This is a genomic window from Streptomyces sp. NBC_01463 (assembly GCA_036227345.1).
Taxonomy (GTDB): domain Bacteria; phylum Actinomycetota; class Actinomycetes; order Streptomycetales; family Streptomycetaceae; genus Streptomyces.
In genome coordinates this window covers 6856492-6879534 of record CP109468.1, presented here as the reverse complement: position 1 = coordinate 6879534, position 23043 = coordinate 6856492, and the positions used below count along the sequence as shown (strand labels likewise).

The window sequence follows — 23043 nt, the reverse complement described above, 5'->3', positions numbered from 1 at the left end:
GTCCGTCACCCCTTCACTGCGCCGGCGCTGAAGCCGGTGATCAGCCACTTCTGGATGAAGGCGAAGACGATCACCACGGGGACCGCGGCGATGACTCCGCCCGCGGCGAGCGCGCCCAGGTCGACGCTGTCCGCGCCGATGAGGGTGTTCAGGCCGACCGGGATCGTCTGCTTGTCCTGCTCGCTGAGGAACATCAGGGCGAACAGGAAGTGGTTCCAGCTGTGCACGAAGGCGAAGGAGCCGACCGCGATGAGGCCCGGCCGCAGCAGCGGCAGCACCACCGCGCAGAAGGCCCGGAAGCGCGAGCAGCCGTCCACCCAGGCCGCCTCCTCCAGGGAGGCCGGCACGTTCTTGATGAATCCGCTGATCAGGATGATGGAGAGCGGCAGCTGGAAGACCGTCTCGGCGATGACCACGCTCCCCAGGGAGTTGATCATCTGGAGGTTCTTGAAGATCTCGAAGAGCGGTACGAGCATCAGCGCGCCCGGGATGAACTGCGAGCAGAGCAGCGCCAGCATGAAGGCGTTCTTGATCTTGAAGTCGAACCGGGCGAGGGCGTAGCCGCCGGCCAGCGCGACGAGCGTCGTGCTGACCAGGGTGCAGACCCCGACGATCATGCTGTTCTGGAAGAAGACGGCGAAGCTGCGCTCGTTCCAGACCTTGGAGAAGTGCTCCCCGGTCATCGGCCACGGCACCAGCGAGGTGGAGCCCGCGGGGCGCACGGCGAACAGGAACATCCAGTAGAACGGGATGAGGGTGAAGACGAGGTAGATGCCGAGCGGTACGTAGATCTGCCAGCGCGGCACGTCGTCGAAGGCGCGTTCGCGGCCGGGCTTGCGGCGACGCCGGTGCGCGGCGGGTGGGGAGCCGTCCCGGACGGCCGGCCGCGCGGCGTCGGTTCCGTGCTTCTCGGCCAGTGCTGCGGTCACTTGTGATCGCCTCCGAACTTGCTCAGGCGCAGATAGACGATCGAGCAGAAGAGGAGGATCACGAAGGCGACGGTGGTGAGCGCGGAGGCGTACCCGAAGTCGTGGCCCTCGATGCCGGTGTTGGCGACGTAGAGCGGCAGGGTGGTGGTCTCGCCGGCCGGTCCGCCGCCGGTGAGGGTGTAGAGGAGGTCGACGTTGTTGAACTCCCAGACGCCGCGCAGCAGCGTGGACAGGATGATCGCGTCCCGCAGATGGGGCAGGGTGATGTGGAAGAACTGGCGCAGCCGTCCGGCGCCGTCGACGGACGCCGCCTCGTACAGCTCCTTGGAGACGGACTGCAGGTCGGCGAGGATGAGGATGGCGAAGAAGGGGACCCCGCGCCAGAGTTCGGCGACGGTCGCGGCCCAGAAGACGGTTCCGGTGTCGGAGAGCACCGAGGTGCCGTAGTCACCGATTCCGGCGTCCGCGAGGTAACGGCTGAACCCCGTCGAGGAGTTGTAGAGCAGGATCCAGATGGTGCTGGTCAGCACGCCGGAGACGGCCCACGGCGAGAAGACCATGGCGCGGGAGATGCCGCGGCCGATGAAGCTCTGGTTGACGATCAGGGCGAGCGCGAGGCCGAGGGTGAGCTGGAGCGCGACCTGGGTGACCACCCACTGGGCGCTGAAGCCCAGCGTGGTCCAGAACTGGTCGTCCTCGGTGAAGATCCGGGTGAAGTTGTCGAAGCCCGCGAAGCCGTTCCGCCACGGCTTGGTGACGTTGTAGTTCTGCAGGCTGTAGTAGAAGACGCTGATCACCGGGTAGGCGATGAAGCCCAGCATCAGCAGCCCCGCGGGGGCGATCAGCAGATACGGCAGTCGGCGGGGGCTCGCGGAGCGGCGCCTGGGCACCTTGGGCGGTGTGGCCACAGCGGCGGCTTGGGCCATGACACGTCTCCGTTCTCTGGAGGTACGGGGGTGCGGGCTGCGGGTGATGCGTGTACTGCGCAAGCGCTTGCCGCATGGCGTTCGGTATGCCGAACGAGGCGGGGCGCCGGAATTCCGGTGGGCCGTTCAGCCGGCGTACGGGTCGGGCACTTCTCCCGGCCGGGCCAGGAAGGCGAAGTCGCAGCCGGTGTCGGCCTGGGTGATCTGGTCGTGGTACAGCGCCCCGTAGCCGCGCTCGTACCGGGTGGGAGGCGGGGTCCACTCGGCCCTGCGCTTCTCCAACTCCTCTTCCGTCACGTCGAGATGGAGCAGGCGCGCCTCGACGTCCAGGGTGATCGCGTCACCGGTGCGCACCAGGGCGAGGGGCCCGCCGACGTAGGACTCGGGGGCGACGTGCAGGACGCAGGCGCCGTAACTGGTGCCGCTCATCCGGGCGTCGGAGATCCGCACCATGTCCCGGACACCCTGCTTCAGCAGGTAGTCGGGGATCGGCAGCATGCCGTACTCGGGCATCCCGGGGCCGCCCTTGGGTCCGGCGTTGCGGAGCACCAGCACATGGTCAGGGGTGAGGGCCAGCGCCGGGTCGTTGATGGTGCGCTGCATCTCCCGGTAGTCGTCGAAGACGACCGCGGGACCGGTGTGACGCAGCAGCTGCGGCTCGGCGGCGATGTGCTTGATGACCGCCCCGTCCGGGCAGAGGTTGCCGCGCAGCACCGCCACACCGCCCTCGTCGGCCAGCGGGTTGTCGCGCTCCCTGATGACATCGCTGTTGTGCACGAGGGCGCCGTCGATCTGCTCACGCAGGGTGTCGTGCGCGACCGTGGGCCGGTCCAGGTGCAGTACGTCGGTCAGCCGGGCCAGGAACCCGGGCAGCCCGCCGGCGAAGTGGAAGTCCTCCATGAGGTACTTCCCGCCGGGCCGCAGATTGGCCAGCACCGGCACGGTGCGGGCGATCCGGTCGAAGTCGTCGAGGGTGAGCTTGATACCGGAGCGGCCCGCCATCGCGATCAGGTGGATGACGGCGTTGGTGGAGCCGCCGAGCGCGAGGACGGTGGCCACGGCGTCCTCGTACGCCTCCGCGGTGAGGATCGACGACAGCTTCCGCTGCTGCCACACCAGTTCGACGATGCGGAGGCCCGACTGCGCGGCCATCCGGTCATGACCGGAGTCGACGGCCGGGATGGAGGAGGCGCCGGGGACGGTCACGCCGAGCGCCTCGGCCGCGGCGGTGAGGGTCGAGGCGGTGCCCATCGTCATGCAGTGGCCGGGTGAGCGGGCGAGCCCGTTCTCCAGCTCGTCCATCTCGCAGTCGCCGATGAGGCCGGCCCGCTTGTCGTCCCAGTACTTCCACATGTCGGTGCCGGAACCCAGCACCTCGTTGCGCCAGTGCCCCGGCAGCATCGGCCCGGCGGGCACGAAGACGGCCGGCAGGTCCACGGAGGCCGCGCCCATCAGCAGCGCGGGCGTCGACTTGTCGCAGCCGCCCAGGAGCACCGCACCGTCGACGGGGTACGAGCGCAGCAGCTCCTCCGTCTCCATCGCCAGCATGTTGCGGTAGAGCATCGGGGTCGGCTTCTGGAACGTCTCCGAGAGGGTGGAGACCGGGAACTCCAGCGGGAATCCGCCGGCCTGCCAGACACCGCGCTTGACCGCCTGCGCGCGGTCGCGCAGATGGACGTGGCACGGATTGATGTCCGACCAGGTGTTGAGAATCGCGACGACCGGCTTACCGAGGTGCTCCTCGGGGAGGTAGCCCAGCTGGCGGGTGCGGGCGCGGTGGCTGAAGGAGCGCAGCCCGTCGGTGCCGTACCACTGGTGGCTGCGCAGATCCCCGGGGGCGATGCGGCCGGTCATATGGACCACCCCGCGACCTGGTCGGCGACCTCGGCGCGCTGCGCCTCGGGCAGCACCCGGCTGGGCGGGCGCACGTCGCGGCCGCACAGCCCGAGCGAGGCCAGGGCCTCCTTGACGACCGTCACGTTGTTCGCGGACTGCCGGTCGGCGCGCAGTTCCTCGAAGCGGCGGATCTGCTCCCAGACCTTCATGGCGGCCGGGTGGTCACCGGCCCGCAGCGCCTCCAGCATGGCCAGCGAGACGCCGGGGGCGACGTTGACGAGACCCGAGGTGAACCCGGTGGCGCCCGCGGAGAAGTAGGCGGGGGCGTACAGCTCGGCGAGGCCCGCGACCCAGACGAAGCGGTCCAGGCCGGCGTCCCGGGCGAAGGCCGCGAAGCGCGCGGCGTCCGGGACGGCGTACTTGACGCCGATGACGTTGGGGCAGCTGTCGGCGAGGACCGCCAGGCACTCCCCGTCGAGGTGCGGGTTGCGGATGTAGGGCACGACACCGAGTCCGGGGACGGCCTCGGCGATGGCCCGGTGGTAGTCGATCCAGCCGTCCTGCGAGACGTACGGGTGGACGGGCTGGTGCACCATCACCATCTCGGCGCCGGCGTCCCTGGCGTGCTCGGCGGCGGCGACGGCGGTCGGCACGTCGTGCCCGACCCCGACCAGGATCGTCGCGCGGCCGCCGGCCTCCTCCACGGTCAGCTCGGTGACGGTGCGGCGCTCCTCGGGGGTGAGGGCGTAGAACTCACCGGTGTTGCCGTTCGGGGTGAGGATGCGCACGCCGCCGTCGAGCAGCCTGCGCAACAGGGCGCGGTGCGCCGCCGTGTCGATGGTCCCGTCCTCGGCGAACGGGGTGACCGGGATCGCCACGACATCTGCGAGGGCCGCCTTCAGCGGTGTGAGGTCCATGCGGACAGGCCTTTCTTCGGTGTGCCGGTTCACGCCGCGTCACCCCCGTCTTCGTCGTCGGGGAAGGCGCGGCGGACGAACGACGCGATGTGGTCGTGCAGAGCCCCGGCCGCCGCGTCCGCGTCGTCGGCGAGCGCGAGCCGCAGGATCTCCCGGTGCTCGGCCGCCTCCCGCTCCCAGGACGGGATGGTCGCCCACGCCACGGTCGACACGAGCGCCGCTTGGTCCCGGACCTCGTCGAGCATCCTGGCCAGCAGCGGGTTGCCGCAGGGAAGGTAGAGCGCCCGGTGGAAGTCCCGGTTGGCGAGCGACCGGTCGGCCTTGTCGCCCGCCGAGTCGGCGCGCTCCAGGGCCTCCTGGGCCGCGTCGAGTGAGGCCTTGCGGGTGATGGAGCGGCGCAGCGCCTCCGGTTCGAGCAGCAGCCGCACGTCGTACACCTCGCGGGCCATGGTCGCGTCGACCAGCCGCACGATGGCGCCCTTGTACTGGCTCATGACGACCAGCCCGGTACCGGCGAGCGTCTTGAGCGCCTCACGGACGGGGGTCTTGGAGACCCCGAACTGTGCGGCCAGTTCGGTCTCGACGAGCGCCTGCCCTGGTCTCAGCTGCGCCGTGAGGATCGCGTGCTTGATCGCCTCCAGCACGTACTGGGTGCGGGACGGAATCGGGGTGGGCGCAAAGGTCATGGGTGAAGGGCTCTCGCATCTCGCGTATCGCGTCTCATATATGACGTACGAAGTACGACGCGATGAAGCTAGAGGCGCCGTGAATGTTTCGTCAACGCTTCTGACAGAAGAACTTCGCCGGCTTAGGACATGTGCCGTACACCGGCCCCGGCGACGGGCCGCCCCCACCGGTCCCGTACGGCATCCTCCCGATGCCCGGCGACGGCCTTACCGGCCAGCCTGACGGCGTAACACAGGCGCAGGTCAGGGAGGTTCGGTGGGCGCACGGGCAGGGTCGGCGACGGGGCGGGTACTGCGGGACCGGACGGCGGGGCTGTTCCTGGCAGCGGTCGTCGTGTCCGGTTTCGGCAGCTCCGCGATGTCGCTGGCGGCAGGGATCTGGGTCAAGTCGCTGACCGGGTCGGACAGTCTGGCGGCGCTCGCCCTCTTCACCGTCTGGCTGCCGGTGCTCTTCGGCCCGGTCCTCGGGGCGTTGGCCGACCGGCTGCCCGGGAAGCCGCTGCTGGTCGGCTCCGGCATCGTCATGGCGCTGCTGCTGACCACCCTGACCGCGGTGGATTCGGCGGGACGGGTCTGGATCCTCTTCGCGGTCCTCGTGGTCTACGGGATCAGCTACGTCCTGACGGACTCCGCCGAATCGGCCCTGGTCGCCCGGGCCGTTGACCCCGGCCTGCTCGGCGACTTCAACGGCCTGCGGATGATGGCGAACGAGGGCATGAAACTGGTGGCCCCGCTCACCGGCGCGGCGCTGTACACCCGCTTCGGAGGCGCGTCGGTGGCCCTGCTGGACGCGGTCTCCTTCGCCCTGGCCGCCGGGCTCTACGGACTGCTGCACGTGCGCACGCCCGATCCCGCGACGGGGTCCGGGACCGGCGGCGGGATACGGCAGGTGTGGACCTCACCGGTGCTGCGGCCGCTGGTGCTCGCCGGATCCGTCACGATGCTGTGCGCCGGACTCAACGGGGCGACGCTGTACGCCGTCGTGGACAGGACACTCGGCCACTCCCCCGCGTACGCGGGCGTGCTCTCCGCGGTCCAGGGCGTCGGGTCCGTCACCATCGGGCTGCTCGCCGGGCCGTTGCTGCGGAGGCTGCCGGAACGGGTCTTCACGGCGGCGGGGATCGCCGTGTTCGCGGTCGCGGTGGGACTGCGCGCGGTGCCGTACGACGCGGTCGCGCTGGTGGCGTGCGGACTGATCGGGGCAGGTCTGCCGTGCGTGCTGATCGCCGCGATGACGGCGGTGCAGCGGGAGACGCCGGACGCCCTGCTGGGGCGCACGGCGGCGACCGCCAACACGCTGATGTTCGCGCCCAACGCGGTGGCGCTGGCGCTGGGCGCGGGCCTGGTCGCCCTGGTGGACGTCCAGGTGCTGCTGCCCCTGGTCGGCGCCGTGGCACTCGCGGCCGCGGTGGTGCTGGTCACGGGCCGGCGGCGAAGGATCCCCGCCGGCCCGCTCCCCTCATCCGCCGAGGCGTGAGAGCGCTTCGGCGACGGTCCGCAGATCCGGGTCCGATGCCAGTCCCGCGTGGTACAGGCGCAGTTGGTTCGCGCCGAGCGAGGCCGCGTGGGCGGCGTCGCGCTCCAGCGTGCCGGGGCTGCCGCCCATCCCCCGCACCACGGTCAGATTGGCCGCGAGGACACCCGCACGGCCGGCGAACGGGCCGAGCACCGCCTCGCGCGCCGCGTCACCGCCGGTGCAGGGCAGCACCACACCGTCCGCCACGGACAGGATGTGCTCCGCGTCGACACCCACGTTCGCACCGGAGCGGTACGGCGCGGGGTCGGCGTGCAGCAGCACCTGGAAGCCCGGGGCCGCGACCGCCCGCACCGCGGCGACCACCGACTCCTGGAGCCCTCGCGCCACCTCGGTGCGCCACCGGAGCGTGGCGGCGGCCAGGTCGGCGCCGAGCAGCTTCTCGACACCGTCCCATCCCGCCTCCGGGGCACCGGCGCCGGCCCAGACCGGCTCCAGCGCCCGGCGCACGGCCCGGCCCAGCTCCTCCGGGTCCAGCCCCTGGCCGCCGCAACCGGCCCGGCAGGCGGCGCAGAAGCAGAGCGACATCAGGTAGTGCGCCGCGTCACCGAGGCCGACGCCCGCGATCTTGTCGTGGGCGTGCAGGTGCGCGAAGCCGTACCAGCCGCACGACTCCAGCTCGGTGCCGCCGGCCCCGCCCCGTACCGCCGCCTCCGCTGCCAGGTCCACCAGATACGTACGGACCTCGGGCTGCGCGATGCAGGGAGCCCACGGATAGCGGTCCCCGTAGGCGTTGACCACGGAGGTGTCCGGATGCTCCGCGCCCAGCCGGGAGTTGTGCGCGAGCACCACCCAGCTGTGCACGTCGAGCCCGGCACCGGCCAGCGCCTCGGCGGCCTCCGCGTAGGCATCGCCCGAGTCCACCCAGGACTGCTCGTACGGACGCAGCCGGCGCCCCGCCCAGCGGCCGGCGTCCGGCGGGTAGAGCACCGCGGCGTGCTCGGCCGTGACGATGCGGCGGGCGGGATGGCGCGGGGTCAGCGCCCGGGTCGAGTGATAGGCGGCGGCGAGCGTCACCTGCGCCACCCCCAGCTCCGCGACGCGGGCGGCCGCGCCGGGGTCCCCGACGACGTCCCAGGGATAGAGGAAGGCGGACGTCCTCATCCGCGCTCCAGCAGCGCGCGGCCGGCCCCGATGATCTCGGTCAGCTCCTTGATGTGCGCGGCCGGCGGCTCGGTGAGCGGGCTGCGCACCTCACCGACGTCCAGGCCCTGGAGCCGGACGGCCGCCTTGACCAGGGAGACGGCGTAGCCGCGGCCCTTGGCGCGCAGTTCGACGAGCGGGCGGTAGAAGGTGTCGAGCAGTGCGTTGACGAGGTCGTCGTCGCCCGACTCCAGCGCCCGGTAGAAGGCCAGCGCGATGTCCGGTGCGAAGGCGAAGACGGCGGAGGAGTAGAGCGTGACACCGATGCCCCGGTAGGCGAGGCCGGTGAGCTCGGCGGTGGGCAGCCCGTTGAAGTACAGGAACTCCCGGCCGGGCAGCCCGGTGCGGACGGCGCTGACGATGCGCTGCATCAGGTCGAGGTCGCCGTAGCCGTCCTTGAGACCGATGATGCCCGGCGTCTGCGCCAGCGCCACCACGGTCTCGGGGGCGAAGACGGCGTTGTCGCGCTGGTAGACGATCGTCTCCAGCCGGGTGGCCGCCGCCAGTGCCGTGTAGTGGGCGAGCAGTCCCTCCTGGTCGGCGACGACCAGGTACGGGGGCATGGCGAGGAGCCCGTCCGCGCCGGCCTCCTCGGCGAGCTTCGCGAACTGGACCGCCAGCGCGGTGCCGTAGCCGGCACCCGCCACGACGGGCACCTCACCGGCGGTCTCCTCGACGGCCGCGGCGACGACGAGGCGGAACTCCTCCGGCGTCAGGGCGTGGAACTCCCCCGTGCCGCAGCAGGCGAACACGGCCGCCGCGCCGGCGTCGATGCCCTTGCGCACGTGCGCGCGGAAGACGTCGAGATCGACGGAACCGTCCGGTCCGTAGGCGGTGACGGGGAAGAAGAGCGGCCCGGCGACAGCGGTGAGTCGGGCGGCAAGTGGGGCTGAGGTCACGGGCGCTCCCTGAGCGGATTCAGGCGTGCACAATTCTGATTGGCGTCCATATTCATGAACACTTCTTACGCTAAGGCAGCGGATCGTCGCGGGTCAAGGCGGGTGCCCCGGGGTTCGCCTCTGTCCGGTGGGTGGGGGTGGGGGCCCTCCGGGGCGTCTCCTCAAAAACTGGCGTGGCAACCCGACACGTAGCGGGGGCCGGGTATTACGCCAATTTTCTGCGGGGACCCCCCTGCACGCCCCCACCCAGCATCACTCGCGTCTGAACACCGGCGACACGAACGCCGCAGACGCGGGACGGCCGCGTCCGGGGCCGTGCAGGGGAGTCCCCGCAGGACGACGAACACATACCGGGCTCCCGCCGCGTGGGACTGGAAACGTTCGTCGTTTGAGGAGACGCCCCGGAGGGGCACCGGACCCCCACCCACCGGGCCACGGCGCACCCCGCGGGGAACCCGCACCAACAAGCCCGTCCGGCGATTGAGGACGGAACCCCGCACCCCGGACCGGGAGGCAACCCCCTTGACGCACCCCCCCACCGCTCCATAACTTGTCCACGCATGTGAACCCCATCCAAGGACCCGGCGAGCGAAGCCGCCCCCCGTACCGAGGAGATCCCGCGAATGCCCGCTCCCCGCACCGTCCTGCTCACCGGCGCCGCCGGCGGTCTCGGCACCCTGATGCGCGGGCTGCTGCCCGCCCACGGCTACGAGCTCCGCCTGTTCGACATGTTCCCCATCGAGGGCGAGCCGGACGCGATCACCGCCGATCTCGGCGACAAGGACGCGCTGCGCGAGGCCGTGCGGGGTGTCGACGCGATCATCCACCTTGCGGGCATCTCCCTGGAAGCCTCTTTCGACAAGATCCTCAAGGCGAACATCGAGGGCACCTACAACCTCTACGAGGCCGCCCTCGCGGAGGGCGTGCGGCGGATCGTCTTCGCCTCGTCCAACCACGCCGTCGGGTTCACGCCCCGCCCGCTCCCGGGCGACCCGCTGATCCCCATCGGCACCCCGCGCCGCCCGGACACCTTCTACGGGCTCTCCAAGTCGTTCGGCGAGGACCTCGCCCAGCTGTACTGGGACCGGCACGGCCTGGAGACCGTCTCGGTGCGCATCGGCTCCTGCTTCCCCGAGCCGACGTCGGTTCGGATGCTGTCCGTGTGGATGAGCCCGGGCGACGGCGCCCGGCTGTTCGACGCCGCGCTCAGCGCCGAGAACGTGGGGCACACCGTCATCCACGGATCCTCGGACAACACCCGGCTGTGGTGGGACCTGACGTCGGCCCGTTCGCTCGGCTACGAGCCGCAGGACGACTCGGAGGAGTACGCGGCGAAGCTCATCGCCGAGCAGGGTGAGCTCGACCCGGAGAACCCCGACCACTCCCACCTCGGCGGTCACTTCTGCACCAACCCGCCGATCTGGCCGTACTGAACGGACGACACCGCCGTACGGGCGAAGCCGGCGGAAGGTAAGGGAACGGCAAAGCCGGGTCATTCGTTACCCCGTGCATGACCGCTATGACACCCGGCTCGAACATCCCTCTCTCCGCCGCCCGCGTGGCGGTGGACGTCGCCGCCCCCGTGCGGCTCGACGTCTCGGGCCTGCTGCTCACCGCCGACGGCAAGGTGCGCTCCGACGACGACTTCATCTTCTACAACCAGCCCACCGGCCCGGGTGTGACGTACCGCTCCGGCGGCGGCACCGCGCCCGACGCGATCGTGGTGGACACCGCGGCGGTGCCGCCCGGCATCGAGAAGATCGTCGTCACGGCGAGCCCGGACGGAGCGGGTCAGACCTTCCAGGGCGTCGAGCCCACCGCCACCGTGCGCAACGCGGACGACGGCAGCGCGCTCGCCACGTTCACGCCGCCGCGGCTGGGCACCGAGACCGCCCTCGTGGTCATCGAGGTCTACCGGCGGGGCGGCGCCTGGAAGGCCCGCGCGGTCGGTCAGGGCTATGCCAACGGGCTGGCGGGCATCGCCACCGACTTCGGCGTGTCGGTCGAGGACGAGCCCGCCGCCGCACCCGCCCCGGCCGCCGCTCCGGCGCCCGTCGCCGCACCGGTGGACCCCCGGGTCGCCGCACCCCCGGTGGCAGCCGCGCCCCCCGCACCCCCGGCACCCCCGGCGCCCGCCGCACCCCCCGCCTCCGGGAAGATCAACCTGGACAAGGGCCGCGTCAGCCTCCAGAAGAACCAGACGGTGTCGCTGGTCAAGGGCGGTCGTCCGCTGCTCTCGCAGGTCAAGATGGGCCTCGGCTGGGAGCCCGCGTTCCGCGGCAAGGACATCGACCTCGACGCCTCGGTGATCGCCTACGGCCCGAACCGCAACCACCTGGACAGCTGCTACTTCGGCAAGCTCTCCATCCTGGACGGCGCCATCAAGCACTCGGGCGACAACCTCACGGGTGAGGGCGCCGGCGACGACGAGGTGATCGTCGTGGACCTGGGCCGGATCCCCCCGGAGGCGACAGGTCTGGTGTTCACGGTCAACTCGTTCACCGGCCAGAAGTTCACCGAGGTGGCGAAGGCCTACTGCCGGCTGATCGACGCGGCCACCGGCGAGGAGCTGGTCCGCTTCGATCTGACCGGGGCCGAGGCGCAGACCGGCGTGATGATGGCGAAGCTGATCAAGCAGTTCTCCGGCGAATGGGAAATGACCGCGATGGGTGACTTCGTGAAGTCGCGCACCGTCCGCGGCATGGTCAAGCCCGCCGCCCAGTCCCTGTAGGGACGGGAAACGTCTTCAGGGGCACCCGGCTGCTGCGGGTGCCCCTGAAGGCGGTCGGCGAGAGAGATACGGCGTACGCGGCGCGTGCTCGTCGCTTCTCTCAGAGCTTGGTCAGCTTGGAGTACGGGCTCAGGATCCTCCCCTGTCGCCCCGAGAAGTCGATGAGCACTGCGTCGTTGTCGCCCTCGACAGCAAGGACTCGGCCGAGTCCGAACTGGTCGTGCGACACCCTGTCGCCCACATCGAACAATTCGACCGGTGGGGCCGCCTGGGCCGGGCGGTTGAAGGGACTGGAAGGCAGGTGACGCCGGGATCCGGCTGACTGTTTCATTACCTTGAGTATGCGCCCTGGAAACGCCCGACGCCATGCCCGACCACTCCTGGGGGCCCACTGATGCCGGATTCGTAATCAGCGGTTCCGGCACCGGTGGGTGCCCGGGCCCGCTCGGGGCCCCGGCGCCCACCGGCCGAAAGGGCTTACTGCTCCCGGTGCGACTGGCGCTTCCACGGGCCGGTGATCGCCAGCATGATGCCGGGTGTCTGGATGTTGGCGTAGAGCGTCCTGCCGTCGGGCGAGAAGGTGACGCCGGTGAACTCGCTGTACGACGGCTCGGCCTCGGTGCCGGCGTTCAGCTCGTTGCGCGCGATGGGGTAGGTGCGGCCGCTCTCGGTCGCTCCGAAGAGGTGCTGGATGCCCTCGCCGTCCTCGGAGATGACCAGGCCGCCGTAGGGCGAGACGGTGATGTTGTCCGGGCCGTCGAAGGCGCCGTCCTTGGAGGGGTCGGCGTTGACGCCGAGGAGGACCTTCAGGGTCAGCGTGCGGCGCTTCGGGTCGTAGAACCAGACCTGGCCGTCGTGCTGGACGGGGCTCTCCCCGCGGGCGAACGAGGAGACGATGTACGCGCCGCCGTCGCCCCACCACATGCCTTCGAGTTTGCGGGCACGGGTGACGTCCTTGTCGCCGAACTGCTTGCGCACGGAGACGGTCCTGGCGTCACGGTCGGGGACGTCGACCCAGTCCACGCCGTAGACGGTGCCGATCTTCGTGGCGCGGGAGAGGTCGTCGACGAACTTTCCGCTCTTGTCGAAGCACTTGGTGGCCTGGAGGACTCCGGCGTCGTCGGCGAGGGTGCGGAGCTTGCCGCGGCCGTGCCGGAAGCCGTGCGGCGGGACCCAGCGGTAGAGCAGTCCGTTGGGGCCGGACGCGTCCTCGGTGAGGTAGGCGTGGCCCTGCTTGGGGTCGATGACGACGGCCTCGTGGGCGTACCGGCCGAACGCCTTGACGGGGCGCGGGGCGCGGTTGGCGCGCTTGTCGTACGGGTCGACCTCGAAGACGTAGCCGTGGTCCTTGAGCAGACCGTTCTTGCCGGCCTTGTCCTCGGTCTCCTCGCAGGTCAGCCAGGTGCCCCACGGGGTGGAGCCGCCGGCGCAGTTGGTGGAGGTGCCGGAGATGCCGACCCACTCGGCAGTGCGCCCGTCGCGGCGGGTCTCCACCACGGTGCAGCCGCCCGCCGCGACCGCGTCGTAGACGAGACCGTCGGTGAGCGGGACCGGGTGCTCCCAGTCGGCGCGGACGCCGGCCAGCTCGTGGTTGTTCACCAGCAGGGTGACGCCGCGGGCGCCCTCGAAGGTGGCCGTGCCGTCGTGGTTGGAGGGGGTGTACTCGCCGGTCTCCAGCTTGGTGACGCCACTGTGCGTGATGACCTTGTACGAGAATCCGGCGGGCAGCGCGAGTATGCCCTTCGGGTCGGGGAGCAGCGGTCCGTAGCCCGGCTCGTGACTGTGTCCGTGGCCGTGTCCGTGGCCGTCGTGGTCGTGGCCGTGGTCGTCGTGGCCGTGCTTCGAGTCACCGGCAGCGAGGGCGCCGGGTGCGGTGGCCAGCGCGGCAACGGTTCCGGTGAGGGCGATGCCGGCACCGGTGAGGGCGGACTGTCTGGTGAATTCCCTGCGCGTGAAGGCCATCACGTACTCCTGGTGCAGCTGGGGCGGGTTGTTGGCCCGCTCACCGTCCCGCTCCTGCCCCAACACCAGTTGAACTGAGGACGACTTCGAAGGAATCCCTTCCGTGAACATCCTCGGCCGCGGGCGGCCGGACACGCCGGTCCGGCCGCCCGCGGATCCGGGCGCGGCTCAGCCGGCCGAGCCGGACCGGGAGCGGGCCTTGAAGGCGGCCTTGCGGGCGTCCTTGGCCTGCTTCTTGTCGCTGTGCAGCCGCCCCATCGCCTCCAGGACGTCCGCCGTCGCGGGGTGGTCCACCCGCCACGCCTCGTCGAAGAAGCCGCTGTGCTGGCCGGACAGCCCCTCGACCAGGCCCTGGAGCTCGTCCAGGTCGCCGTCGGCCTCCAGCTGCGCGGCGATCGTGTCGATGGCGAGCCAGAAGATCATCGCCTCCGAGGGGGCGGGTACGTCGGCGGCGCCCCGCTCGGCGAGCCAGACCCGGGCGAGTCCGCCCAGCTGCGGGTCGGCCAGCACCGCGCGGACGGCCGGTTCGGCCTCCGCGCCGACGAGGGCGAGCGCCTGCTGGCAGTGCAGCCGGCGCAGGGGTGCCTGCGGGTCCTCGCCGCGGGCGGCGTCCAGGAGTTCACCGGCCGCCCCGTCGGCGCCGTGCCGGGCGAGCCACAGCTCGATCTCGCCGCGGGCCGCCGCCTCGGGGTAGTACGCAATGCCGCCGAGGAGCACGTCGGCTCCCTTGTCCGCCAGGTCGCCGATGGCCGGGGCGTCCACTCCGGCCTCCAGCATCCGGGCCCGGATGCCGTAGACGCCGAGCGGGGTGAGCTTGACCATCCCGTACCGGGTGACGTCCTCGTCGTCGGCGGGCGGCACGGCCTCCTCGCCCTCCTCGGCCAGCAACGCCTCGTCCACCGGCCGGTATTCGACGATGCCGATGGGCTCCAGGACCCGGAACTGGTCGTCGAGGCGCATCATCGCGTCCGAGACCTGCTCCAGGACGTCGTCGGTGGGCTCGCCCATGTCGTCGGGCACGATCATCGACGCGGCCAGCGCGGGCAGCGGCACGGGCGCGTCGCCCGCGCCCTCGCCGACGGTGAGCAGGTAGAGGTTGCCGAGCACCCCGTCGAGGAACTCCGCCTCGGTCTCCGGGTCCCAGTCCAGTGCGTCGAAGTCGACCGAACCGTCCTCGCCGACGAGGTCGGCGAAGTCGTCGAAGACCGGGGCGGTGGCGTCGGCGTGGGCGGCCTCCAGGCCGTCGAGCCAGATCGCCAGGACGTCCTGCGGTGAACCGCCGGTCAGCAGCGCCAGGTTCTCGCCCGCGGTGACGGTCCCCTCCGCGTCGCCGCCGAAGCCCTCCTCGTCGAGATCGGCGTCCGCCTCCGGCGTCGGGTCCTCGACCTCGACGAGGCCGGTGTCGACCGCGAGCCGCCACGCCTCGCTGGCCTCCGCCGCGCCGTCCTCGTCCGCGGCGAGGCCGAGGTGCTCGGCCGCCGCGGGCAGCTGTGCCTCGGCGAGCTCGCCGCCGGCGCCGACTCTGGTGTCCGGCCCGGCCCAGCGGGCGAGCCGGACGGCGCGGGCCAGCAGCGGCGCGGCAAGCGCGTCCCGTGCCAGCTCCGCCTCGGTGTGCAGCCGGGCCGGCGGCAGGGTGGGGCGCTCTGCGGACATCAGGGGGTCTCCTCGGAACGTGCGGGGCGTATGCGTCGCCGGGCCGTGGCTCCGTGCGCATACGGGGTCAGGCGGCCCAAGCCTAGACGCATTTCTCCCGGTGCCGCCCGGCACTCGGAACAGAAGGCGGCCCTACCCCCCGGGGGCGGCGCGCGGAGGCGGCCCCCGGGGTCCGGGAGGGCCTACGCTCCCTGGCCGGGGCGCAGGCTCAGCGCCGGGGTGTAGCGGTGCACGCCGCCGCCGGTGACGCCCGGGTAGGTCTGCACCCGTTGCCACTGCGGTGTCCGTGACCCGACGCCGTCGCCGGGTCCGGCCAGGGCGTCGACGTGGGCCTGCGCGCTCTCCCACTCCGCGTAGTTGAGCACCCGGGTCCCGTCGGTGCCGACGTGGAAGTGCGCGGCGATCCCGCCGGGCGGCAGGGCCGGATCCGTGCCGAGCGCCTCGAAGACTCCGTCCACCCAGTCGCGTTGGCGGGCGCGGTCCGCGCCGTCGAACTCGACGTCGACGACCACGACGCAGCCCGGTTCCCGGCCGCCGGGCGACGAGGAGCGGTAGAGCTCGTAGGTGTGCGGGGCATGCCGCTCGATGCCCGGGACCGCCGCGTCCACCTCGGCGTCGCGCCCGTCCCCGCCGCTGTTGGCGAAGTCCCGGTAGCTCTCCTCGCCGGTCCACTGCGCGTAGTGGAAGAGCGTCCTGTCGTCCTCCCCCACGTGCACGCTGTACGAGAGCAGCCCCGGGTGCGGCCACGGCCTGTCCGCCCACGCGGACCGGATGGCCTCCACCGTCCGCCGCCGGCGCTCCGGCGTACCGGCGTCCCAGGTGCCCGCCCTGGCGATGCCCGCATCCGCACGGGTGACATCGGGCCGGGACACGAACTCCACTGTCATGACCACTCCCCTCACCGGCGCACCCTTGCGGTGCGCCCGTGCCTGACACCCTGATACGTCAAGTCCGCTTGAGGTCAACCGCGGCTCGCGGGCCTCTCACTAGGCTGACGAAATCGGACAACGAACGGAGTACCGCATGACGCTGCGGGTCGAGGAGATCACCCGGGACCAGCACCTGGCGTTCGTCGCCGAGCGGGGCTCGGCCAGTCATATGCAGGTTCCGTCGTGGGGCGGGGTGAAACCCGACTGGCGGGCCGAGAGCATCGGCTGGTTCGACGGCGGTGGGCGGATCGTCGGTGCAGGTCTGGTGCTGTACCGCCCGATTCCCCGGGTGAAGCGGTATCTGGCATACCTGCCGGAGGGTCCGGTGATCCCCTGGCACGAGGGCGAGATGCGCCCCTGGCTGGATCCGCTGGTGGCCCACGCCAGGTCCCGGGGCGCGTTCACGGTGCGGATGGGCCCGCCCGTGACCGCCCGCCGCTGGGAGGCGCAGACGGTCAAGGACGCCGTGGCGGACCCGGCGGCGGCCCGGCTGCGCGACGTCGAGGCGGACGCGACCGACCCCCGGGCCGCCGAGGTCGTGGCGGAGCTGCGCCGGCTGGGCTGGCGGCCGGCCGGGGACGGGGACGGTTCGGGGTTCAGCGCCGGTCAGCCCCGGTACGTGTTCCAGGTGCCGTTCGCCGGACGGTCGCTGGAGGAGATCCACAGCGGGCTGAACCAGCAGTGGCGGCGCAACATCAAGAAGGCGGAGAAGGCGGGCGTGAAGGTGGTCGAGGGCGGCCTCGACGACCTTCCGGTCTTCTACGAGCTGTACCGGGAGACCGCCGGACGCGACCGCTTCATCCCCCGCCCGCTCTCCTACTTCCAGCGCATGTGGACCTCGCTGCGGGCCGAGGACCCGGACCGGATGCGGCTCTATCTCGCCCACCACGACGGGGAGGTGCTCTCCGCGGCGACGATGCTGACCGTCGGCTCCCATGTCTGGTACTCCTACGGCGCCTCCACGAGCCGCCGCCGCGAGGTGCAGCCCAGCAACGCGATCCAGTGGCGGATGATGAGCGACGCGCACGCGGGGGGTGCCGCCGTGTACGACCTGCGCGGGATCACCGACACCCTCGACGAGGGCAACCACCTGGTGGGTCTGCTGCGGTTCAAGGCGGGCACCGGCGGTCTGGCCGCCGAGTACGTCGGCGAGTGGGACTATCCGGTCAGCAAGGTGCTGCACAAGGCGTTCGGTCTGTACATGGCGCGGCGATAGGGGCGGCACGGCCGTGTGACCGGCCCCGGGTCCTGGGCAGGCTGTCGGGATGACCGTCTCCGTGGCCCACCTCAGCGACCCGCATCTGATCACCGGCGCCCTCGCCGCCGAGCCCGCGGCCGGCCTCGACCGCGCCCTGCGCCGGGTGCTCGCACTCGACCCGCGGCCCGTCTGCGTGGTGATCACCGGCGATCTGGCGGACCGGGGGACGCCCGCGGAGTACGCGCTGCTGCGCGAGGTGACCGGCCGGTTCCCGCTGCCCGTGCACCTGGTGACGGGCAATCACGACGATCCGGCGGCGCTGCTGGAGGCGTTCGGCGGGACGGCGCTCCTGGGCGGGGGCGAGGACACGTACTACGCGGTGGACCACCCGGAGGTCACGGTGGCCGTCCTGGACTCGAAGGTGGCCGGGTCGTCCGGAGGGATGCTGGGGGCGGACCAGTTGGCGTGGCTGGACGGCGTGCTCGCCCGCAGGCCCGGTGTGCCGGCGTTCGTGTGTCTGCACCTTCCGCCGGTGCCGGTGGGCATCCCCTTCCTGGACGGGATGCGGCTGGCGGACGGTGACGCGCTGGCCGCGGTGGTCGCCGCGCATCCGAACGTCGTACGGGTGCTGGCCGGTCATGTGCACCGCCCGGTCACCGCCGCGTTCGCGGGCAGTGTGCTGGCCGTGGCGCCGAGCACGTACCGGCAGAGCGGTCTGGCGCTGCGGGAGGGCCTGCCCGGCTATCTGCCCGAGCCGACGTCCTTCCTGCTGCATCTGCTCGCCGGTGACGCCTGGGTCACCCACACCGTGGCGGTCAGCCATGCGGCCGCGGTGCTGGCCGGCGGGTTCTGACGGGCCCGGCCCGCGTGCCAGAATCCGGGCTGTGATGCTGCGTACCGCCACCCGCCAGGACCTGCCCGCCGTGCTCGCCCTCCTCGCCGACGAGGAGAGGGTCGTCGACCCCGGTTCGTTCGTCGTGGACGAGGCCTACGAGAGGGCGTTCGACGCCATCGCGGCCGATCCGCGCAACGAGATCCTGGTGCTGGCCGACGGGGACACGGTGGTGGGGTGCCTGCAGGCCACGTACGTTCCCGGGCTCGGGAAGCACGGTGCCGAGCGGGCGCTGATCGAGGCCGTGCGGATCAGGGCGGACCGCCGGGGCGGCGGGCTCGGCCGGGAGCTGATGGAGCGAACCGTCGAGCGCGCGCGGCAGCGGGGGTGCGCCCTGGTCCAGCTGACCAGTGGCAAGCCGCGCACGGACGCGCACCGCTTCTACGTCTCGCTGGGGTTCGCCGCGAGCCACGAGGGTTTCAAGCTCACCCTCTGAAGCACCCCTGCGCGCCGGTCACCCGGGCGTCGCGGTCCGCCAGCCCGTCATGTTGAACTCGTCGAGCAGCCGCACGTCGCTGCCCTCCAGCGGGAAGCTGCGCGCCTCCAGTCCGGGGGCCGGGGCGATCTCCAGCGCGTCGCCCTCGACCAGGTCGCCGCCGGTCGGGGTGGAGACCCAGACGAGGAGCGAGCGCATGGTCTTCCCGGGGGCCAGCATGACCTCCTCGGGGCCCTTGTCGGCCCCGAAGTACGACGAGCCCGGGTTGACCTTGACGGGGAGCGCGTCGCCCTTCTCGTCGACGGCCTGGACCGAGGGGTAGCCGTCGACCCGGTGGGGTGCGTCGCCGCAGTTGGTCAGGGTCAGCCCCACCGCCCGGTGCCCGAGTGCGGCTTCCACCGGTCCCATGGAGACGACGAGGCCCGAGGACGGACAGCCGCCGGTGGCGGTCGGCGAGGGGGCCTGCCGGGCGGGAGCTCCCGGGCGGTCGGCCGGGGCGGTCGCGATGTCCGGTGGGCTCGGGGGCGTGACCGGCGCCGGGCCGGTGGCGGTGGGTGACCGGCTCGGTCCCGGCTCGCCCTCGCCGGCCGGCACCAGGAAGCCCGAGCATCCCGCCAGGCCGAGCGCCCCGGCCAGCACCAGGGCCGCCGTGACCGGTCCGCGTATACCCGTGCCCGCCCGTGCCCGCATCTTCCCGCACCCCGCCCCGCGTCGCCCCGCCCGTCTGTGCGGCCGATCATGCCAGAGCACCGCGATACTTGAGTCCTGCTTCACCTTCACCCGAAGCAGATCTAAGTGGACCTTCACGGTCCGAGAGCCGACACTTCGGACATGACGCCGCCCGCACCCTCTCGCCCGCGCCCCTTCGGCCGCACCCTCTGCGCCATGATCACGCCGTTCACCGATGCCGGTGACCTGGACCCGGACGCCGCCGCCGGCCACGCCGCGAAGCTGGTCGCCGCCGGCTGCGACGGTCTGGTGCTCAGCGGGACCACCGGCGAGTCCCCCACCACGTCCGACGCCGAGAAGACCGCCCTGCTGCGCGCGGTGCGGGAGGCGGCCGGTCCTGACGTGGTGATCGTCGCGGGCGTCGGCAGCGCGGACACCCGGCACACCGTGGAGCTGGCCGGACAGGCGGAGCGGGCCGGCGCCGACGGACTGCTGGTCGTCACCCCGTACTACAGCCGGCCCCCGCAGGCCGCCGTCGAGGCGCACTTCCTGCGCGTCGCCGGAGCGACCGGTCTCCCGGTCATGCTGTACGACATCCCCGGCCGCACCGGCACCCGCATCGAGCCGGAGACGATGCTCCGGCTGGCGGAGCATCCGCGCATCGTCGCGGTGAAGGACTGCTCGCAGGACCTGCTGGCCGCGACCCGGGTGATCGCCGCCACCGGTCTCGGGTACTACTCGGGCTGCGAGGAGCTGAACCTGCCGCTGTACGCGGTGGGCGGCGCGGGCTACGTCAGCACGGTGGCCAATGTGGCGCCCGGCCCGCTGCGGGCCGTCCTGGACGCGTTCGACGACGGGGACACCGGGGGCGCGGCCCGGCTGAACGGTCTCCTGGCCCCGCTGACGGAGCTGATGATGGCGTCCGGACTGCCGGGCACGGTGACGGCGAAGGCGCTGCTGGACGCGGGGCCGGTCCGGGAACCGCTGCAGCCCGCCGGGCGCGAGGCGGCCGACGGGCTGCGGAGGGCGTACGAGCAACTGCTCGCCGCTTGTTAGTCGTTGTGGTGCAGGATGTCGTTGAGGCCGCCCCAGACCGAGTTGTTCGGGCGGGCCTCGACGGTGCCGGTCACCGAGTTGCGGCGGAAGAGGATGTTCGAGGCGCCGGAGAGCTCGCGCGCCTTGACGACCTGACCGTCCGGCAGGGTGACCCGGGTGCCGGCGGTGACGTACAGACCGGCCTCGACGACGCACTCGTCGCCGAGCGCGATCCCGACCCCGGCCTCCGCGCCGACGAGGCAGCGCTCGCCGATCACGATGCGCTCCTTGCCGCCGCCGGAGAGCGTGCCCATGGTGGAGGCGCCGCCGCCGATGTCGGAGCCGTCGCCGACGACGACGCCCGCGGAGATGCGGCCCTCGACCATCGACGTGCCGAGCGTTCCGGCGTTGAAGTTGACGAAGCCCTCGTGCATGACGGTGGTGCCGGCGGCGAGGTGCGCGCCGAGCCGCACCCGGTCGGCGTCGGCGATCCGGACGCCCTTCGGCGCGACGTAGTCCGTCATGCGCGGGAACTTGTCGACCGAGGTGACCTGGAGGTGCAGGCCCTCGGCGCGGGCGTTGAGCCGCACCCGCTCCAGGTCGTCGACCGCGACCGGGCCGAGCGAGGTCCAGGCGACGTTGGTGAGGAGGCCGAACACGCCGTCCAGGTTCTGGCCGTGCGGCTGCACGAGGCAGTGCGAGAGCAGGTGCAGGCGCAGGTACGCGTCGTGCGCGTCGAGCGGCTTGTCGTCCAGCGAGGCGATGACCGTGCGGACGGCGACGACCTCGACTCCGCGGCGGGCGTCCACGCCGATGGCCTTGGCCGCGCCCTCACCGAGGAGGTTGACGGCACGGTCGGGGGTCAGCCGCTCGGTTCCGGCCGGCCCGGGCTCGGCGGTGAGCTCGGGGGCGGGGAACCAGGTGTCGAGAACGGAACCGTCGCCTGCGATGGTGGCGAGGCCGGCGGCGACGGCGCCGGTGGTGCGGGTGGAAGTCGTGTCGGTCATGACCAGAACCTAACCGGAGGGGGGCCGCCCGGGCCAACCGGTCTCAGCGTGCGTCCCGCACACCGCGCGGACGGCCCACCCGCCGGACAGCCCGGGCCCTGCACCCGGACCCCGGGCCGCCGCCCGGGAACACCCCCGTGTCCCCCGCGGGGCGGCCGGCCGGGGCTCCCGGGCCGGGTCAGGAGCGCGCGCCCTTCCGGTCGACCAGTGCGGTCTTCAGTACGGCGCTGACGCCGTCCGCCGTCGGTGAGTCCAGGGAGCCCCAGCCGGCGAACCTCATGGTCTGCGCGTCCAGGAGGAACAGATCGCGGTCCCCGGGGTACTGGACCCCGATGACCGGCCGGTTCAGCGCGTCCTGGGTCTGGACGGCCGTGAGCCCGGGAACGGTGGCCATCGCCCGGTAGACCGCGGCGATCCCCTTCGGGTCGGCGGGATACGACATCGCCAGCATCGTCAGCGCCCGGTACTCGTGCCGGGCCGCGGTCTCGCCGTCGCCCGGGTAGAAGGCGCGGGCGCGCTTCTTCACCTGGGCCGGGTCGGACGGCAGCCCCGCCAGGAGCTGGAACCGCTCACGGGCCGAGTGGTCGTCGCCCGACTTGCCGTTCTCGGACTCCGGGTCCGCGTACCGGTACCAGTGTTCGGTCTCGCGCGGTCCGCCGGCCTCCTCGCCGGGGCCGTCCTCCTGCGCGCGGATCTCCAGGTCCTTGGTGTAGACCCACTGATCCGTCCTCGGCGCAGGCGCCTGATCGTCCGCGACCTCGGCGGCCGCGTCGCGCAGCACCGGTGCGGCGGCGCCGATCCGGAACGCGGAGGCGGGGGCACCCTGCTGGACGCCGGTGCCCTGACCGCCGCCGGTGAGCTGGGTGCCGATGACGGCCGCCATGGTGATCGCCGCGGCGGACGCCACCGCGGCGAGCCGCCAGTCGGCGCGCGGTCCGCGGCGGTGTCCCGCGGCCTCGGTCAGCCGCTGCCGCCCCCCGGCCAGGTCCGCCCGGCCGGGTGCCGGTGCGTCGGCGCGCAGTTCACGTACCAGCGACATCTCATCCGTGCCCATGAGCAACCTCCAGGCTTTCCGTGACGACCGTGGGGTCGGAGCCGAGGGCCTGGCGCACCTTGCGCCGGGCCCGGTTGAGCCGTGAGCGGACCGTGCCGACGGGCAGCGAGAGCGCGTCGGCCACCTCCTGGTAGCTGAGGTCGGCCCAGGCGATCAGCAGCAGGACGTGCCGGTCGCCGGCGGACAGTGCGGCCAGCGCGCCCGCGATCTCGGTGTGGGCGGCCTGGGCGCTGACCCTCTGGTCGGCGCGTTCGGTCCAGGACTCGGCTACCGGGTCGATGCCGGTGCGGGCGAGCGCGCGCAGCGCCCTGACCTCGGTGCGGCGGTGCCGGCCGATGAGGTTGGCCGCGATCCCGTAGAGCCAGGGCCGGGCGCTCTCCCGGCCGGTGTCGAAGCGGGCGCGGCCGCGGAAGGCGATGAGGAAGGTGTCGGCGGTGATGTCGTCGGCGGCGCCCTCGCCGAGCCGGCGGGCCGCGTAGCGGTGGATGTCGGCGGCGTACCGGTCGTAGAGCAGCGCGAAGGTCTCGGGCCTTTCCAGCGACTGGCCGACCACGGCCGCGTCGTCGTTACTCGGTGGTCCGGTCACAGTGTCTCCGTCTTCTTCGGC

22 protein-coding genes are annotated in these 23043 nt (G+C 72.3%); 7 read left to right on the top strand and 15 right to left on the bottom strand.

The genetic code is table 11. The features are described from left to right. Positions 1-5: 5 nt before the first annotated feature. From OG521_30345 to OG521_30325, 5 genes are all read right to left on the bottom strand, one after another. The gene (locus tag OG521_30345; GenBank protein WUW24834.1) at positions 6-929 is read right to left on the bottom strand and encodes a carbohydrate ABC transporter permease; all 924 of its coding nucleotides are present in this window, start codon (positions 927-929) and stop codon (positions 6-8) included. Then, entirely contained in the window at positions 926-1855 is a 930-nt protein-coding gene (locus tag OG521_30340; GenBank protein ID WUW24833.1) for a sugar ABC transporter permease, read from the bottom strand. Before OG521_30340 ends, OG521_30345 begins: the two co-directional genes overlap by 4 nt. 126 nt (positions 1856-1981) lie before the next feature. Continuing rightward, positions 1982-3709: an L-arabinonate dehydratase gene (gene araD / locus OG521_30335; protein ID WUW24832.1), complete on the bottom strand. Its 1728-nt coding sequence runs from the start codon at positions 3707-3709 to the stop codon at positions 1982-1984. Then, positions 3706-4608, bottom strand: coding sequence for a dihydrodipicolinate synthase family protein (locus OG521_30330; protein WUW24831.1), 903 nt, complete (start codon positions 4606-4608; stop codon positions 3706-3708). Before OG521_30330 ends, araD begins: the two co-directional genes overlap by 4 nt. 29 nt (positions 4609-4637) lie before the next feature. Then, positions 4638-5294 (bottom strand): GntR family transcriptional regulator, encoded by a 657-nt coding sequence (locus OG521_30325; GenBank protein ID WUW24830.1) that lies wholly within the window; start codon positions 5292-5294, stop codon positions 4638-4640. Positions 5295-5550: 256 nt separating this feature from the next. On the opposite strand from OG521_30325, the gene OG521_30320 reads away from it, so the two are divergent. Next, positions 5551-6771, top strand: a complete 1221-nt coding sequence (locus OG521_30320) for an MFS transporter (GenBank protein ID WUW24829.1) — start codon at positions 5551-5553, stop codon at positions 6769-6771. On the opposite strand, the gene OG521_30315 is transcribed toward OG521_30320, so the two are convergent. Together OG521_30315 and OG521_30310 are read right to left on the bottom strand one after the other, a co-directional pair. Further along, complete coding sequence (locus OG521_30315; protein WUW24828.1) at positions 6754-7932, bottom strand: hypothetical protein; 1179 nt, start codon at positions 7930-7932, stop codon at positions 6754-6756. The genes OG521_30320 and OG521_30315 overlap by 18 nt on opposite strands. Continuing rightward, complete coding sequence (locus tag OG521_30310; GenBank protein WUW24827.1) at positions 7929-8870, bottom strand: 5-dehydro-4-deoxyglucarate dehydratase; 942 nt, start codon at positions 8868-8870, stop codon at positions 7929-7931. The genes OG521_30315 and OG521_30310 overlap by 4 nt, the downstream gene beginning before the upstream one ends. Before the next feature lie 623 nt (positions 8871-9493). Here OG521_30310 and OG521_30305 point away from each other — a divergent pair. Further along, positions 9494-10303, top strand: coding sequence for an NAD(P)-dependent oxidoreductase (locus tag OG521_30305; protein ID WUW24826.1), 810 nt, complete (start codon positions 9494-9496; stop codon positions 10301-10303). Between the two features lie 77 nt (positions 10304-10380). Continuing rightward, positions 10381-11601, top strand: coding sequence for a TerD family protein (locus tag OG521_30300; GenBank protein WUW24825.1), 1221 nt, complete (start codon positions 10381-10383; stop codon positions 11599-11601). A 100-nt stretch (positions 11602-11701) separates the two neighbouring features. Here OG521_30300 and OG521_30295 read toward each other — a convergent pair whose 3' ends face one another. The 4 genes from OG521_30295 to OG521_30280 form a co-directional block, all read right to left on the bottom strand. Further along, complete coding sequence (locus OG521_30295; GenBank protein WUW24824.1) at positions 11702-11932, bottom strand: hypothetical protein; 231 nt, start codon at positions 11930-11932, stop codon at positions 11702-11704. A 146-nt stretch (positions 11933-12078) separates the two neighbouring features. Next, entirely contained in the window at positions 12079-13563 is a 1485-nt protein-coding gene (locus OG521_30290; protein ID WUW26853.1) for a PhoX family protein, read from the bottom strand. 168 nt (positions 13564-13731) lie between these two features. Then, positions 13732-15216 carry a hypothetical protein gene (locus tag OG521_30285; GenBank protein WUW24823.1) on the bottom strand — a complete coding sequence of 495 codons (1485 nt, stop codon included), beginning with the start codon at positions 15214-15216 and terminating at the stop codon, positions 13732-13734. Between the two features lie 182 nt (positions 15217-15398). Beyond that, entirely contained in the window at positions 15399-16103 is a 705-nt protein-coding gene (locus OG521_30280; protein ID WUW24822.1) for an antibiotic biosynthesis monooxygenase, read from the bottom strand. A 136-nt stretch (positions 16104-16239) separates the two neighbouring features. Between OG521_30280 and OG521_30275 the strand changes: the two genes are divergently transcribed. Genes OG521_30275 through OG521_30265 form a run of 3 tightly spaced genes read left to right on the top strand, consistent with a single transcriptional unit; the run spans position 16240 to position 18671 of the window. After that, positions 16240-17361: an aminoacyltransferase gene (locus OG521_30275; GenBank protein ID WUW24821.1), complete on the top strand. Its 1122-nt coding sequence runs from the start codon at positions 16240-16242 to the stop codon at positions 17359-17361. A 49-nt stretch (positions 17362-17410) separates the two neighbouring features. After that, entirely contained in the window at positions 17411-18196 is a 786-nt protein-coding gene (locus OG521_30270; GenBank protein WUW24820.1) for a phosphodiesterase, read from the top strand. A gap of 34 nt (positions 18197-18230) precedes the next feature. Continuing rightward, complete coding sequence (locus tag OG521_30265; protein WUW26852.1) at positions 18231-18671, top strand: GNAT family N-acetyltransferase; 441 nt, start codon at positions 18231-18233, stop codon at positions 18669-18671. An 18-nt stretch (positions 18672-18689) separates the two neighbouring features. Here OG521_30265 and OG521_30260 read toward each other — a convergent pair whose 3' ends face one another. Then, positions 18690-19361 carry a DUF4232 domain-containing protein gene (locus OG521_30260; GenBank protein WUW24819.1) on the bottom strand — a complete coding sequence of 224 codons (672 nt, stop codon included), beginning with the start codon at positions 19359-19361 and terminating at the stop codon, positions 18690-18692. Positions 19362-19502: 141 nt separating this feature from the next. Between OG521_30260 and dapA the strand changes: the two genes are divergently transcribed. Then, positions 19503-20396, top strand: a complete 894-nt coding sequence (gene dapA, locus OG521_30255; GenBank protein ID WUW24818.1) for a 4-hydroxy-tetrahydrodipicolinate synthase — start codon at positions 19503-19505, stop codon at positions 20394-20396. On the opposite strand, the gene dapD is transcribed toward dapA, so the two are convergent. From dapD to OG521_30240, 3 genes are all read right to left on the bottom strand, one after another. Then, entirely contained in the window at positions 20393-21382 is a 990-nt protein-coding gene (dapD, locus tag OG521_30250) for a 2,3,4,5-tetrahydropyridine-2,6-dicarboxylate N-succinyltransferase (GenBank protein WUW24817.1), read from the bottom strand. The genes dapA and dapD overlap by 4 nt on opposite strands. A 178-nt stretch (positions 21383-21560) precedes the next feature. Beyond that, entirely contained in the window at positions 21561-22436 is an 876-nt protein-coding gene (locus OG521_30245) for a CU044_5270 family protein (GenBank protein WUW24816.1), read from the bottom strand. Then, entirely contained in the window at positions 22423-23022 is a 600-nt protein-coding gene (locus OG521_30240; protein WUW24815.1) for an RNA polymerase sigma factor, read from the bottom strand. The genes OG521_30245 and OG521_30240 overlap by 14 nt, the downstream gene beginning before the upstream one ends. Positions 23023-23043 lie beyond the last annotated feature (21 nt).